The 14,501-nt window shown below is 67.3% G+C and carries 11 protein-coding genes; 7 read left to right on the forward strand and 4 right to left on the reverse strand.

Going from position 1 to position 14,501, the window contains the following annotated elements; genetic code table 11:
- Positions 1-2: 2 nt before the first annotated feature.
- The gene (locus tag QOL69_RS10650; RefSeq protein WP_283403133.1) at positions 3-1,637 is read right to left on the reverse strand and encodes a COG1361 S-layer family protein; all 1,635 of its coding nucleotides are present in this window, start codon (positions 1,635-1,637) and stop codon (positions 3-5) included.
- A gap of 285 nt (positions 1,638-1,922) precedes the next feature.
- On the opposite strand from QOL69_RS10650, the gene QOL69_RS10655 reads away from it, so the two are divergent.
- The 3 genes from QOL69_RS10655 (at position 1,923) to QOL69_RS10665 (ending at position 6,952) form a co-directional block, all read left to right on the forward strand.
- Positions 1,923-2,558 (forward strand): TetR/AcrR family transcriptional regulator, encoded by a 636-nt coding sequence (locus QOL69_RS10655; protein WP_283403134.1) that lies wholly within the window; start codon positions 1,923-1,925, stop codon positions 2,556-2,558.
- 759 nt (positions 2,559-3,317) lie between these two features.
- Positions 3,318-3,509, forward strand: a complete 192-nt coding sequence (locus QOL69_RS10660) for a homing endonuclease associated repeat-containing protein (RefSeq protein WP_283403135.1) — start codon at positions 3,318-3,320, stop codon at positions 3,507-3,509.
- A gap of 383 nt (positions 3,510-3,892) precedes the next feature.
- Positions 3,893-6,952: a BGTF surface domain-containing protein gene (locus tag QOL69_RS10665; protein WP_283403136.1), complete on the forward strand. Its 3,060-nt coding sequence runs from the start codon at positions 3,893-3,895 to the stop codon at positions 6,950-6,952.
- A gap of 432 nt (positions 6,953-7,384) precedes the next feature.
- On the opposite strand, the gene QOL69_RS10670 is transcribed toward QOL69_RS10665, so the two are convergent.
- From QOL69_RS10670 to QOL69_RS10680, 3 genes are all read right to left on the reverse strand, one after another.
- The gene (locus QOL69_RS10670; RefSeq protein WP_048077967.1) at positions 7,385-7,840 is read right to left on the reverse strand and encodes a pyridoxamine 5'-phosphate oxidase family protein; all 456 of its coding nucleotides are present in this window, start codon (positions 7,838-7,840) and stop codon (positions 7,385-7,387) included.
- A gap of 108 nt (positions 7,841-7,948) precedes the next feature.
- The gene (locus QOL69_RS10675; RefSeq protein ID WP_195155794.1) at positions 7,949-8,107 is read right to left on the reverse strand and encodes a DUF7560 family zinc ribbon protein; all 159 of its coding nucleotides are present in this window, start codon (positions 8,105-8,107) and stop codon (positions 7,949-7,951) included.
- Positions 8,108-8,171: 64 nt separating this feature from the next.
- Positions 8,172-8,807, reverse strand: a complete 636-nt coding sequence (locus QOL69_RS10680) for a helix-turn-helix domain-containing protein (RefSeq protein WP_283403137.1) — start codon at positions 8,805-8,807, stop codon at positions 8,172-8,174.
- Between the two features lie 114 nt (positions 8,808-8,921).
- Between QOL69_RS10680 and QOL69_RS10685 the strand changes: the two genes are divergently transcribed.
- The 4 genes from QOL69_RS10685 (at position 8,922) to QOL69_RS10700 (ending at position 14,485) form a co-directional block, all read left to right on the forward strand.
- A complete protein-coding gene (locus QOL69_RS10685; RefSeq protein ID WP_283403138.1) occupies positions 8,922-9,305 on the forward strand; it encodes a winged helix-turn-helix domain-containing protein in 384 nt (127 codons plus the stop codon).
- 104 nt (positions 9,306-9,409) lie between these two features.
- A complete protein-coding gene (locus QOL69_RS10690) occupies positions 9,410-11,179 on the forward strand; it encodes a PAS domain-containing sensor histidine kinase (RefSeq protein ID WP_283403139.1) in 1,770 nt (589 codons plus the stop codon).
- Positions 11,180-11,268: 89 nt separating this feature from the next.
- A complete protein-coding gene (locus QOL69_RS10695) occupies positions 11,269-13,431 on the forward strand; it encodes an acetate--CoA ligase family protein (protein ID WP_283403140.1) in 2,163 nt (720 codons plus the stop codon).
- The gene (locus QOL69_RS10700; RefSeq protein WP_283403141.1) at positions 13,424-14,485 is read left to right on the forward strand and encodes a phosphotransacetylase family protein; all 1,062 of its coding nucleotides are present in this window, start codon (positions 13,424-13,426) and stop codon (positions 14,483-14,485) included. Before QOL69_RS10695 ends, QOL69_RS10700 begins: the two co-directional genes overlap by 8 nt.
- The last annotated feature ends 16 nt before the right edge of the window (positions 14,486-14,501 follow it).

Here is a 14,501-nt window from a genome sequence, read left to right on the forward strand (position 1 = left end):
GCTTACCGCCTCCGGTACCAGACGGCCGCGCCACCGGCCGCGAGGACGACGAGCACGACGACGATCGGACCGATCGGCAGCCCGCCGCCCTCGCTCTCCGTCACGTCGATCGGCACCCGGACCGTGTCGGACAGCTGGCTGTCGCCGTTGGCGTCGTCGTACCGGAAGTCGAACGAGATCGGGTACGTGCTCCCGGGCGTGGCCGACCCGGTCGCGCTCAGGTCGAAGGTCATCGTCACGGTCTCGCCCGGTTCGATCGTCTGCGCGTACCCCGTGTCCGTGTCGCCGGTCGCGATCGGATCGTCGGTGAACAGCCGGGCCTCGACGTCGCCGACCGTCTCGTTGAGGTTGTTCGTCACCTCGACCGAGAGGGTGCGCTCGCCGCCCGTCTCGAGCGTTCGGTCGGCGACCGCGACGTCGAACCGGTCGCGCTCGGGCGCGACGTCGAAGAGGAGCTCCAGGTCCTGATAGGCCCGCCGTTCGAGGTCGGCGGTGCGGTACTGGACCGCGACGTCAGCGGTGCGAGCGACCGCCTCGGCCTCGCCGCCCACCTCGATCGGCAGCCGGAAGTCGGCGGACTCGCCCGGGTCGAGCGTGCCGACGGCGACCGAGCGTTCGACGGGGACGACGTTCGGCGACTCCTCGGCGTACTGGACGACGACGTTGCGCGCGGTCGCGGGGCCGTCGTTGGTGACCGTGCCCCGGAGGTCGCCCTGTTCGCCGACGTAGAGGTCGGAGTCGACGTCGTCGATCGAGAACCGCTGTTCGGCACCGGGACGGACGCTCGCGGACGGACTCTCGTCGACGCGCTGGTACCCCTCGCTCGTGTCGAAGGTCACCGTGCCGTCGAGCGCGTACTCGCGGACGGGAGCGCCGGCCGCGAAGGCGACGTCGTAGGTCACGGCCGTTGCCTCGCCGGGCTCCAACTGGCCGATCCGGGCGGAGTCACGGGGACTCTGCCCGAAGGTGAGTCCGGCGCTCGCCGACTCCAGCGTGACCGTCGCGCCGCTGGCGGCGTCGGCACCGACGTTCTCGACCTCGGCTTCGAGCGTCCCCCGGTCGCCGACCCGCGCGTCGGTCGTCACGTTCGTGATCTCGAAGCGGGCGTCGTCGCTCACCTCGACGGTGACCTCGCGGTCGACGGTCTCCTGCCGGTCGTAGACGACGTTGCCCGACTGCTGGTAGGTATGCGAGTACCGCACCTCGACGTCGATATCGTAGGTGCCCGGTTCGACGTCGCTCGGGACGCCGACCGCGATCGGTGCCGAGCCGGGTTGATTCTCGGTGACAGCGCCGATCGCCACGGTTCCGGTCTCGACGGTGAGCGGGGTGCCACCGGCGTCGGCCTCGACGCGAACGTTCCGCGCCGTGGTGACCACCGCACGCGAACTCGACGGCCCCAGGTCGAGGTCGCCGTCGTTCGTCACTTGGAGCGTGACGGAGTTGGTCTCGCCGACGTTGACCGTCGGCTGTGCGACGGAGACGGCCAGCTCCGGCGTCCCACGGATCGTCGCGCCGGCCTGCTGTTGGACGGCGTCGCCGGACTGCCCCGCGACCGAGGCCCCCGCGACCACCACGGTCCCGGAGACGAACAGGGAGACGACGAGGAGCGCGGTGAGCGCGCGACGCCCCCTCACGCCGCCACCTCCTCGCGCCGCGTCGGATCCACGGGCCCGGTGAGACTCGCGTGAGCGCGATCGACCGCATCGTCGGCGGCGTCGCCCTCGTCTCCGCCACCCGAGCGACGGAGATCTGTTCGGACCGAAGTCACCCGGTCGGTAGTCGGAACGCACAAGGGAGAACGGAGTCGTTTCACACTCTCTGAAAAACCCACGAATCAATAATGTTTTCGTTCGTGGAATCGTACGCCGGTGTATGTCGATTCAGAACCGTTACCCCGAACCGACGCGTCGGCCGATCCGATGACTCGGTTCAGCGACGAGGACCGCGAGCGGATCCGCGGGGAGTTGGTCGAGGCGGGCCGCGAGCTGTTCACCAGACACGGCTTCGAGCGGACGCGGATCAAGGACGTGACCGAGGCCGTCGACATCGGGACGAGCACGTTCTACCAGTTCTTCGACTCGAAGGAGACGCTGTACGTCGCCGTGCTGAAACGGGAGCGCGACCGGCTCATCGAGCAGGTCGACGCCGCGGTCGCGGACGCCGCGACACCGCGCGAGGAGGTTCGGACGATGCTCGAGACGCTGTTCGACGAGGTTCGCTCCGACCCGCTCATCTCGCGGATGATCGTCGACAACGAGCTCCAAGCGCTGCTCGATCAGCTCTCCGAGTCCGAGCGGGAGTCGCTCGCGGCCGACACGCCGGGCGAGCCGCTGGGCTACGCCGACCGATGGGTCGAGGACCCGTCGTTCCGGTTCGACGACCCCGACCTCGTCCGGGACGCGGTCACCTCGCTGGTCTTCACCACGCGCTCACAGGAGCTGGTGCGCGAGCCCGGCACCACGACCGACCCCACCCGCGTCGACCGAGCGCTGATCGACACCATCGTCGACGGGCTGTTCGTCGACGGCGCGGGCGAGGCGGCCGACGGCGAGTGAGACGGTCTGTGTTGAAAAGCAGCGCCGCGTGGCGACGACCGCAGTCGGGACGTACCGAATCGGTGTGACTCCCGAGCGCAACGATCCGCAAAAAACGGCCGAAACGACCCGGCGAACTCCCCTCCCGCACTCGCTCGCTCGTGACGGGCGCGAAGGTGACCGTCCTCACGCACGCACGGAAGGTGTCCCCCTCGCGACGAGTGGTTCGCGCTGATCGCCCGCGCTCCGACGCCGACGAACCGGTCAGCGGTCGGCGACGCAGACGGCGCACGCGATCGTCACGCCGAGGGCGAGCGCGGTGCTCACGGCGAGAACGACCGTCGGTGAGGTGTTCGCGGCCACGCTGAACGCCATCGCAGACATACTCTAATTCCGGCCGAGCGCTATTTAAGACAAACTCTCTCGTCTCGCGAGTGGTCCCGATCGCTCGGGCGTCAGCACGGCGCTCGTGAGGGCGAGGTGGTCGCCGCCGCGTCCGCGCCGTCACGCTCGATGACGAGCCGGACGCACAGGCATCGCTCCGCGGGAGCGACGGATCGGGCGGGAACGCGGACGACCGAGCAAAATTCCCTCCCGTGCCCGGTCGCCCGCGAGGGCACTCTCGCGCCCGTCCTCGCGTACGCACGCAAAGGAACAACGCGCCGAATCGCTCGGACGGACGCCAGCCGCACACCGGTTCCGACGGTCGACCGCGTTCGATCCGGGTTCGCGGCCGCATCGAACCGAACCGCTCAAGCGACCGATCGATCGTCTCCCGGCATGCCCTCGTACAGCGACGAGGACCTCCTCGACGAGATCCGCCGCGTCGCCCACGTCGCCGACGCCGACAACGCCCCGACGCTCCAGCGGTTCGACGAGCACGGCGAGATCGCGGACACGACGGTCGTGCGACGGTTCGGCTCGTGGGGCGAGGCGGCTGCCGCAGCGTTCGATGACGACACGGACGCGTAGCCACCGCTCTACGAGCGAGTCGATCGGGCGGGAACGCAGACGACTGGGCAGGTCCCTACCCTGAAAACAGCACCCAGTCGCCTGAGAGGGTCCGAACCCAGTCTCACCTACGCCGCAGCGCCCATGTAGGTGTTCCGGTCCAACGCTCTGCTCAGGCGCGACCACGATCCACCGCGAACCAGCCGTATGCCTCCATTACTCTCAATCTTGAAAACGGTCGTCTGACGCCCGCTACGGGCCATGAGGGGCGTTCACACACGCCGGGAGGCCACACAAAGCATTTATACCCGACGATAGTTGTTACGGACGCAGACCCTACCCGGTGCAGAATGCGACGCCGATTGCGAGTAATCCCGGTCGAGTCCGGTCGCGCCCTCGATGCGATGTTGGTCGATGACGAACGGGCGACTAAGATTGGGGCAAAGCAGGGTGTCGCGACGCAGAACACAACAACAACAATGACAAACGATACAAACTATCGCGGGAAGGCCAACGCGGTCTTCTTCGCGGCGGTCATGGTCATCTCCATGGTTGCGGTCGGATTTGCTGCCGCCCCCGCGGCTGCGGCAGGATCCACCAATGTGGACATTTCGTACAATGTCCCGACAGATGGACAGACCATTACAACCGGTACCGAAGTAGCACCGAACGCCACCGTCTCAGTTACTGGTGGTTCGGATAACCTCAATGAGAGTAACGTTGGAGATGGTGACGTACTCGCGTTCCAGGTAGACTCTGGTAGCGGGTTCGAGACCATCGACTCCGTTGACTTCTCGACAATCAACATCGCTCCGAGTGAGAGCGAAGACATAGTCTTCGACGGTGCCGAATCCGCTATCGGTGATCTTGAAGCGGGTTCCTACACCCACCGTGTCGCTCTGCTCGATTCGAGTGATGCTGTTGTTAGTGACACTGATGGCGACTACGCCTCCAGTGATCAGACGCTGAACGTTGAGGATCCGGATGTTGCCTACGAAGTCAACGGCAACACCCAGTCCATCTACTACCAGGGTCAGGACATCAACGCGACGGGGCTCGCACCGAATACGGACTACACGCTCCGTTTCGTTGATGACTTCGAGAGTGACGGCACGATCTCGTCCAGCTCGTTCGAAGCCGAGTACGAGGCAGACGCTGACGGTATCGTCGAGATCGATTCGAGCAGCCTCGAATCGGGCGATTACTTCCTCCGCGGCCCCGGTATTGCGGAGAACCGCGACAATAGCTTCGAGCTGACTGTTCAGGACTTCAGCGCAGAGTGGGCTGAGGACTCCTACAACACTGGTGACGAGGCAGCTGAGCTGGAAGTCGATTCCCAGCGGAACAGCTACAACGTCATCATCAGCTCGGACAGCCTTGATTACGACGAACTCTCGAACCTGTTCGCTGACGCCGACGGCCCGATCGCCGGTGTCAGTGCTAACGAGAACGAGGACGATGACGAATACATCGTCCGCGGGTTCCGCGATGACTCGATTATCGCGAACTTCAGCAACACTGACCTCAGTGCCGGTGACTACGAGTTTGACCTCGAGGTCTACGACACCGAGGCTTCGGACTCTGCCGCCGTGACCCTCGAAGAAGAGGACGCAAACGCAGGCTTCGCTAACAGTGTTACCACCAGCGCATCTGGTGACGTCGTCGAGTTCACCGTCGAACTCGAAGACACTGACAGTACCTTCGTCAGCATCGGCGGAGACAGTGTCGGCTACTTCGATGTCGTGTACGTCGAAGACGACAACGATGACGATGAAGTGACCTTCCAGGTCAACACGCGTACGCTCGGCACCGACGAAGCCGACAGCGCGTACTCCACAGAAGAGGATATCGTCGAGCCTGACGCGGCAGGCGAGGGCGCTACCTTCGAAGACGATAACGGAAACACCTACAGCGACGCTGAAGCTTTCCGCACCAGCCAGGACGGTCTTGATCAGGGCGACCTGATCCGTCCGATCCAGCCCGGTGAGTACGACCTCATCGCTAGTGACGGTGAGTTCGTTGCCGACAGCGACAACGAACTCGTTATTGACAACGAACTCGACATCGCGACGCTCGACCTCACGACGCCGACAATTGACGGCGTCACGACGCACGTCGCGCCGTCTGCGTCGACTGACGACGCCGACAATGTCGAGCAACTTCTCGAAGAGGTGAACGTGAGCGAAAACGTTGCCCTGAACGACCGGATGGTCATTCAGGTCGAAGCTGACGGTGTCGAAGGCGACATCGCGCAGCGCAGCGGTGCGAACCTCTACGAGCTTGATGAGGGCGTTGATGGGCAGTACCTCAATCAGCTCATCGACGCTGACGAGCAGGCTGTGACCTTCGATGTTGAAGCAACGTCGGCGACTGCGAACCAGGACCCGGCCCAGCTCAACTTCGACCAGACAACCGTCTACTTCGGTGACGGCCAGTTCTTCGTCGTGGTCGACACGCGCCAGAGTAACGCGTTCGACCGCTCGGTCTCCGACGGTGACTCCTTCGATGTCACCTACGAGTACGAGACCGACGAAGACGAGCGTTACCGCTTCGTGTCCGGATCGCCGCCGGTGTGGGACAGCAACGACAACGCTGACTCCTTCCCGTACTTCGGGTCTGATGAGGGGGCGTCCGCTGAGACTTCCTTCACGCTCGAAGACCGCGAGGCAACCTTCGACAACGAGAACGCTGACGGCGACATTGAAGTCGAAGTCGCTGAAGACGCGACCCTGTCGGGTACGACGAATGTCGCCCCCGGCACGGAGATCAGCGTCCGCCTGCGCTCGGCTTCGGGTGTCTCCCCGCAGTTCATCCAGACAGATGACGACATAGAGGTTGCCGAGGACGGAACGTTCGAGGCAACGGTCGACTCGACTGAAGGTGAAGTCGGTACCGAAGCGACGGCTCGCTTCCGCGTCGGCAGCACCAACGTTGAGGAGGCTGACGCCATCCTCGTCGAATCGGTCGAGCAGTCCGCGACCTTCGAGGTCTCGGACCTGAACCCTGAGGAAGCCACCGCGACGGCTGGCGACTCGGTCGACGTTTCGGCGACGATCGAGAACACCGGCAACGCGGAAGGCACCCAGACTGTCGCGCTCACGCTTGACGGCGACGAGCTGGACACGACGGAAGTGACGCTCGCCGATGGTAACAGTACCACCGTCGAGTTCACGGCCGACACGTCCGGTCTCGAAGCCGGCGACTACGAGCACGGCGTTGCCACCGACAACGATGAGGCAACCGGCACGCTGACCATCGAGGCCAGCGGCGACGGCTCCGGTGACGACTCCTCTGGTGACGACTCCAGCGGAGACGACTCCTCTGGTGACGACTCCAGCGGAGACGACTCCTCTGGTGACTCCAGCGGCGACTCCACCGACGACGGTGCGCCCGGCTTCGGCGCGCTCGTCGCGCTCGTCGCCCTCATCGCTGCTGCGCTGATCGCGACCCGCCGCAACGACTAACCTCGTTGCCTGACGGTCGCGACTCGTAGCTTCCGAACCATCGGCCCTCGCGGGCCGATCCACACGCGGTCTTTCTTTATCGCGCCTCGCTCCGAACAGCGGCGCTGACCGGTCGAGATATTGCCCGAACGGACAGCTACTTTCCTCAGACCGGTGATCCGCAGGGTGCCGACGACACCGCTCCGAGACAGACTGCGGATCGGATCCCGACTTGGCATCGCTCCGATTTTCGGACGTGTCGTCGGCTACACCTCCCGAAGCGGGAGCGCGTTGACTGACTCACCGAGACGCTCGGTTACGTGGCAACTGAATGAGATGCGGAGCCGGTCGCGACGCTCGACGACGGCAGTCGATGTCCAGAAGGAACTCGTCGCCGAGAGAAGCGACGACCGAGACGGTCTGGAAAAACAGGCCGGACGACCGAAGGGGCTCCTACTCGTCGTCGCGTTCGACGACGACGGTCCGCCCGGTCAGCGTCTCGGGGGCGAAACGGTAGAGTTCGATGTCCAAGTCCGGCTTGTCGTCCGCCCAGATCTCGAAGAGGGGGCGTCGGGCCTCGCCGTACTGCGCGATCGTCTCGGGAGTCAGTTCGTCGAGGTCGACCCGTTCGAGGGGACCGACGCCGACGACGCTCGCGTACTCGCCGTCGTCGTCCTCGTAGACGACGACGCGGGCCTGCGGCGTCGACGCGAGGAACTCGCGCTTCTCGCTGTCGGGCGTCGACACCAGCCGGAGGTACAGCGCGCGGTCGTCCGCGTCGTACCCGTACGAGATCGGGATCGCGTACGGCGCGTCGTCGCGCGCGAGCGCGAGCACTCCCGTCTCGTGGCGGGACAAGAGCGCGTCCACCTCCGCCGGAGACATCTCGACCTCGCTGTTCGTCGGCATACCCGAATTTCTTCGCACGGCGGCATAAAGGACACGAGACGACGCGAGATCGGGGTCGGACCGAGAACCCGGGACCGGACGCGAAAGACGAGACGCGACGGCGGTCCGTCACCTCATCGCCGGCGCTTCGCCGATGTCCTCCTCGGTGACCGGGGCCCCGCAGACGACACAGCCCGCTTCGAGCAGCGTCGCCCGCATCGCGTCGTCCACCTCGATCGAGCGCCGACACTCCGGGCAGACGAAGGTGTGCGTCGGTGAGGGCGTCATAGTCGTGGGTACGACACCCATGCCCATCAAACGGGCAACGGATTCTCGCGGCTTCGGAACGCGGTCAATCGAGCAGCGCCCCGAACAGCTTCCGCTGGGCGGCCGCGAGGTGTTCCGTGAACGTCGACCGGCCGATGCCCAGCGACGCCGCCACCTCCCCGGCGTTGGCCCCCTTCGGGTGGTCGAAGTAGCCCGCCTCGTAGGCGGCCGCGAGCACCTCGCGCTGGCGCTCCGTCAGTTCGCTCCGATCGACGGTCACCAAGTCCGACTCGGTCGGGGTCGTCGTCGACTGGAGCAAGCGTAACACCTCCATGTCCGGGCAACCGTCGCGGAACGCCTCCAACACGGACCGCAGCGTCGGCAAGTCGCTCGCGTGGAAGGTGACGCGGAGCCGCCCGTCGCGGACCACCGCCTCGGAGACGGGGGTCTCGTGGCGGTCGAGTACGGCGAACGGCGAGTCGGGGTCGACCGCGGCGTCGAACCGGTAGGCCGCTCGCCCCCCGTAATCGAAGACGACGTCGACCCCCTCGGGGACCGACAGGTCGGCGTCCGCGATGAACTCCACGACGACGCGCTCGCGGTCGTCCGCCGGCGTGCAGCGCGAGACGCCGGTGACCGGGGTCGTCCCGTCGACGACGCCGTCGAACGGCGAGGGCGCTTCGGTCGGCAGCGAGACCTCCGCCCGGATTCCCGATCCCATCTCGTTCGTCCGTGCCCGTCCCGGGCAAAAACGTTGACGGGCGCACGTCGCAGTATAAAACCCCCCACATATGATGGGCCACGGTTCGGGGGCGTGGAGCCGGTACGTACATCCATGAAACGAACCCCGCGAGCGAACGACGCCACGACGACCGACGACGACGCGGCGCTCGACGCGACGTTCGAGGCGCTCGCCGACGGCGACTGCCGCGCGATCCTCGCGGCCGCGACGACGCCGAAGACGACGAGCGAACTCGCCGAGGCCTGCGATATCGCGCTCTCGACCGCCTACCGGAAGGTCGAACTGCTGAGCGAGACTCCGCTGCTCGCCGAGGGCGTCCGGTTCGACCCGGACGGCGACCACGCGGCCGAGTACGTCCGCGACGCCGCGGACGCTGCGGTCGAACTCGGCGACGACGGCGTGACGCTCTCGGTCGACGGCGACGGGGCCGACCCTCTCGCGTCCGCGCTCGACACGCCCGGCGTCTCCGCCGACTGACCGCCTTCCGGCCGCGACGCTCGGGGTCGCACCGACCGGCGCTACTTTTCGCGCGTGATAATCGAACGGTCAAGGTTTTAGTTCCGTTCGCGGACGTGTCCGGTATGTCTCGCTCGCCGGAGCCGGAGACGCTCATCGATCTCGCGCAAGACAAGATCGCGGTGATCGACGAGCGGGGCCGGTTCCGGTACCTCAACGCGGCGGCCGGCAACCTCCTCGGATTCGACCCCGACGAGCTCGTCGGGCGGAACGCGTTCGATCTGGTCCACCCCGACGACATCGACCGCGTCCGCGCCGGCTTCGACTCCGTCGTCGCTGACGGCACGTCGCCGGACTCCCCGCTGGAGTACCGCTACGGCACCGCCGACGGCGACTGGGTGTGGTTCCGAACGCTCGTGTTCCCGCCCGCGGAGACCGGTGTCGACGGCTACGCGCTCAGCTCCCGCGACATCACCCTCGAAGTCGAGTCCCGGCGGCGTTTGGAGACCATCGCGTCGACCTCGCCCGACGTGTTGTGGATGTTCAGCGCCGACTGGACCGAACTGCTGTTCGTCAACGGCGCGGTTGAGCCGGTGTTCGGGATCGACCCCGAGGCGCTCGAACGACAGCCACAGGTGTTCCTGGAGTCGGTCCACCCCGACGACCGCCCGGCCGTCGAGCGTGCGATGGAACGGCTCTCCGCCGGCGAGTCCACGAACCTCGACTACCGGATCGGCTCTCCCGACGGGCCGACGAGCTGGGTCCGGGTGCCCAGCCGCCCCGTGACGGAGAACGGCGAGGTCGTCGCAGTCACCGGGTTCGCCCGCGACGTCACCGACGAGTACCGCCGGGAGCGCCAGCTCACGGTGATGGACAACCTGCTCCGGCACACGATCCGCAACGACATGAACATCGTCGACGGCACCGCGGAACGGATCGCCGACCGGATCGACGACGCCGTGGAGCCGGCGTCGTCGGTGTCGTCCGACGGGCCCGACGATCGGGCCGATTCCGGCTCCGAAGACTCTAACTTTGCCACTTCCGATTCCGACGATTCTGATTCAACGACTCCCGACCCTGTCGATCCCGACGTGGACTTCGCGAAACTCGCGGCCGACGTGAGAGACCACGCGGAGACGGTCCGACGCGTCGCCGCCGACCTGTTGACCACCGCCGAGAAGCAGCGCGGCGTGATCGATCTGCTCCGGCAGCACGAGCCGCCGCAGCCGCTCCGCGTCGCGCCCCTCGTCGAGAGCGCGGTCGCGGACGCCGTCGGCGACCCAAGTGACTCGCGCGCGTCGGTGACCGTCTCCTGTCCCGAGGAGGCGCGGGCGTTCACCCACCCCGAGCTCGACTACGCGATCGCGGAGCTGATCGAGAACGCGATCGAACACGCGGAGGCGATGCCGACGGTCGAGATCGAGGTCACGGCCCCGGCCGACCGCGTCGAGATCGCGGTCCGGGACAACGCGCCGCCGATCCCGCCCGCCGAGCGCGACCCCATTACCGACCGCTGGAAGATGGACGACCTCAAACACACCGGTGGGATGGGGCTGTGGCTCGTCTACTGGATCGCGGACCGCTCCGGCGGGGACCTGCGATTCGACGCCGGGACCGACGGCAACGAGGTGACGATCTGCGTCCCCGACGCCGACCGCGAGCCGTCCTCGGCGGCGGCCGACGGCCGACCGTCGGCGGTCTCCGGGAACGAACCGACGGTCGAATCGGATGGCGGCGAAGCCGTGTCGGCCGCCGGACTCGACGGCGTCGCGTCGGCGGTCGCGGCGGACCGAGGGGTAACGTCGGAGACCGGACCGGATCGAGACGCGGCGTCGGAGACCGCGACGGACGAGGAGGTTGCCCCCGATCCCCCGGCGAGATCGACGGACGGCTGAGGGAAACCCGATCGATCGTTCACCGTTGACTCCGATTTCGAAGAACATCCCACCGATCTTAAGCCCACGCTTCGCGTACTTCCGCGTTGATGGGTACGCTCAACGAGCTGTTCGACCCGGACCGGGTCGCCGTCGTCGGTGCCACCGCCCGCGAGGGTGCCGTCGGTCGCGCCGTCACGTCGAATCTCCTCGACGACTTCGACGGCGACACGGTCCCCGTCAACCCGAACTACGACGAGGTCCTCGGGACGCCCTGCGTCGACGAGGTCGCCGACGCCGACGCCGACGTCGCCGTCGTCGTCGTGCCCCCCTCGATCGTGTTGGACGCGATCGAGGCGTGCGGCGAGGCCGGCGTCCGGAACGTCGTCGTGATCACCGCCGGGTTCGGCGAGACAGGAGAGGACGGGGCCGCGAGGGAGCAGCGCCTCGCGGAGATAGCCGACGAGTACGACCTCAACCTCGTCGGCCCCAACAGTCTGGGGATCATGTCGACGCCCTCCGGGATGAACGCGACGTTCGGCCCGGAGAACGCGCTCCCGGGCGGGCTCTCCTTTATGAGCCAGTCCGGCGCGTTCGTCACGGCGGTCCTCGACTGGGCCAACGACAACGGGATCGGCTTCAAAGACGTCGTCTCGCTCGGCAACAAGGCGGTCTTAGACGAGACTGACTTCGTCGACCACTGGGGGTCGGACCCGGAGACCGACGTGATAATCGGCTACCTCGAAGGGATCGAGGACGGCCGCGAGTTCATCGAGACCGCCCGCGAGACGACCGGAGACACCCCGATCGTCGCCGTGAAGTCGGGGCGGACGAGCGCCGGCGCGCAGGCCGCCTCCTCGCACACCGGCACGCTCGCCGGCTCCGATAAGGCGTACGAGGCCGGGTTAGATCAGGCTGGGGTCATCCGCGCGGAGTCGGTCGACGAGCTGTTCGACGCGGCGGGCATCCTCGGGAGCCAGCCGCTGCCCGACACCGACAGCGTCGCCATCGTCACGAACGCCGGCGGTCCGGGGGTGATGGCGACCGACGCGGTCGGCGACGCCGATCTCGACATGGCGTCGTTCACGCGCGAGACGACGGACGCCCTCGCCGAGTCGATGCCCGAGGAGGCGAACATCCACAACCCGGTCGACGTGATCGGCGACGCCGACGTGGCGCGGTTCCGCGAGGCGCTCGAAACCACCGTCGCCGACGACAACGTCGGTGCCGCCCTCGTGTTGGCCGCGCCGACGGCGACGATCGACTTCGACGAGTTGGCGGGCGCGATCACCGACGTGAGCGCCGAGATGGACGCCCCCGTCGCCGCCTGCCTGATGGGCGGCGACCGGACCCGCGAGCCGAAACAGCGACTTCAGGCGCAGGGGATCCCCTGTTACTTCGACCCCGCGCGCGCCATCGACAGCCTCGCGACGCTCGCCGAGTACCGCGACATCAAGGGACGCGAGTACACTTCCCCGATGTCGTTCGACGTCGACCGCGAGCGCGCCCGCGAGATACTCGAAACGGTGCGCGACCGCGACGACAACCGCCTCGGCGTCGAGGCGATGGAGCTGCTCGACGCCTACGGCATCCCCACGCCGGCCGGCGAGATCGTCGACTCGCCCGAGCGCGCCCGCGAGGTCGCCGCCGGCGTCGACGGCGACGTGGTGATGAAGATCGTCTCGCCGGACATCCTGCATAAGTCCGACATCGGCGGCGTCGCCGTCGGCGTGAGCGACGACGACGTGGCCGACACCTACGAGGACCTGATCACCCGTGCGCGCAACTACCAGCCGGACGCGACGGTCCTCGGCGTTCAGGTACAGGAGATGGTCGACTTGGAGGACGGCGTCGAGACGATCGTCGGCATGAACCGCGACCCGCAGTTCGGGCCGCTGTTGATGTTCGGACTGGGGGGTATCTTCGTGGAGGTGATGGAAGACACCACCTTCCGCGTCGCGCCAGTCTCCGAGCCGGAGGCCCGCGAGATGACCGAGGAGATCCAGTCGGCACCGCTATTGCGCGGTGCCCGCGGCCGCGACCCGGTCGACGTCGACGCCGTGATCGAGACGATCGGCCGGCTCTCGCAGCTGGTCACCGACTTCCCGGCCATCCTCGAACTCGACATCAACCCCCTCGTCGCACTGCCCGACGACGACGGCGGCACGAACGCCGCCGCCGTCGACGTGAGACTCACCGTCGACCCGGAGAAACTCGACGGTCCTGACCCCGACGCGGCTGAACCCGCCCCGGAGGTACTCGACAATGACTGATACACCCACCACACTCGTCACCGCGACCGGAGACAGCGCCGGAAAGACAGCGATCACCGTCGCCTTGGCGCGGCTCGCCGCAGAGGGCGACCGCAGCGTCGGCTACATGAAGCCGAAGGGCACTCGACTCCAGTCGAACGTCGGCAAGACGCTCGATCAGGACCCGATGTTGGCCCGCGAGGTGCTCGGTCTCGACGCCGAGATGCACCAGATGGAGCCGGTCGTCTACTCGCCGACGTTCGTCGAGGGCGCGGTCCGCGGCACCGAGGACCCGGACGCGCTCCGCGACCGGATCCGCGAGGAGTACGACGCGATCGCGGCCGACCACGACCAGGTGTTCGTCGAGGGCGGTGGCCGCTGGACCACCGGCGGCGTCGTCGACCTCACCGACGTCGACGTGGCGGAGCTGCTCGATGCGCGCGTCGTCCTCGTCGCCGAGTACGGCTCGCCGAACGACTTGGACGAGGTGCTGGCGGCCGCCGACGCGTTCGGCGACCGCCTCGCCGGCGTCGTGTTCAATAAGGTGTCCGACGACGCCTTCGAGTCGCTCGACCAGGACGGTATCCCGTTTCTCGAATCCCGCGGGATCACGGTGTTCGGCGCGATCCCTCACGAGAAGGAGCTGGCGGGCGTCACGGTCGGCGAACTCGCCGACGAACTCGGTGCCGAGCTGCTCACGGACGCGCCGACCGACGGGTTCGTCGAGCGCTTCCTCGTCGGCGCGATGGGCGGCGACGAGGCGCTGCGGTACTTCCGGCGCGCCCGCGACGCCGCCGTTATCACCGGCGGCGACCGCGCCGACGTCCAGACCGCCGCGCTCGACGCTTCCGGCGTCGCCTGCCTCGTCCTCACCGGGGGCCACCGGCCCTCGGGCGCGGTGTTAGGCAAGGCCGCGGAGGCCGGAAAGCCCGTGCTGGCGGTGAACACCGACACGGTCACCGCCATCGACCGCGCCGAGGCGGTCGTCCGCGGCGGGCGCACGCGCGACGTGCGGACGGTCGACCGGATGGCCGAACTGCTTGCCGACCACGTCGACGTGGACGCGCTGGTCTGAGCGCGCCCGCGTCGCC

It is taken from the genome of Halorubrum sp. DM2 (assembly GCF_901686465.1).
Taxonomy (GTDB): domain Archaea; phylum Halobacteriota; class Halobacteria; order Halobacteriales; family Haloferacaceae; genus Halorubrum.

Bases quoted from the DNA above. Each gene is read 5' to 3' on its own strand.
- QOL69_RS10660 (WP_283403135.1), top strand. From the start codon at position 3,318: ATGCCCTCGTACAGCGACGAGGACCTCCTCGACGAGATCCGCCGCGTC.
- QOL69_RS10665 (WP_283403136.1), top strand. From the start codon at position 3,893: ATGTTGGTCGATGACGAACGGGCGACTAAGATTGGGGCAAAGCAGGGT.
- QOL69_RS10695 (WP_283403140.1), top strand. From the start codon at position 11,269: ATGGGTACGCTCAACGAGCTGTTCGACCCGGACCGGGTCGCCGTCGTC.
- QOL69_RS10675 (WP_195155794.1), bottom strand. From the start codon at position 8,107: ATGACGCCCTCACCGACGCACACCTTCGTCTGCCCGGAGTGTCGGCGC.
- QOL69_RS10680 (WP_283403137.1), bottom strand. From the start codon at position 8,807: ATGGGATCGGGAATCCGGGCGGAGGTCTCGCTGCCGACCGAAGCGCCC.
- QOL69_RS10655 (WP_283403134.1), top strand. From the start codon at position 1,923: ATGACTCGGTTCAGCGACGAGGACCGCGAGCGGATCCGCGGGGAGTTG.
- QOL69_RS10685 (WP_283403138.1), top strand. From the start codon at position 8,922: ATGAAACGAACCCCGCGAGCGAACGACGCCACGACGACCGACGACGAC.
- QOL69_RS10690 (WP_283403139.1), top strand. From the start codon at position 9,410: ATGTCTCGCTCGCCGGAGCCGGAGACGCTCATCGATCTCGCGCAAGAC.
- QOL69_RS10670 (WP_048077967.1), bottom strand. From the start codon at position 7,840: ATGCCGACGAACAGCGAGGTCGAGATGTCTCCGGCGGAGGTGGACGCG.
- QOL69_RS10700 (WP_283403141.1), top strand. From the start codon at position 13,424: ATGACTGATACACCCACCACACTCGTCACCGCGACCGGAGACAGCGCC.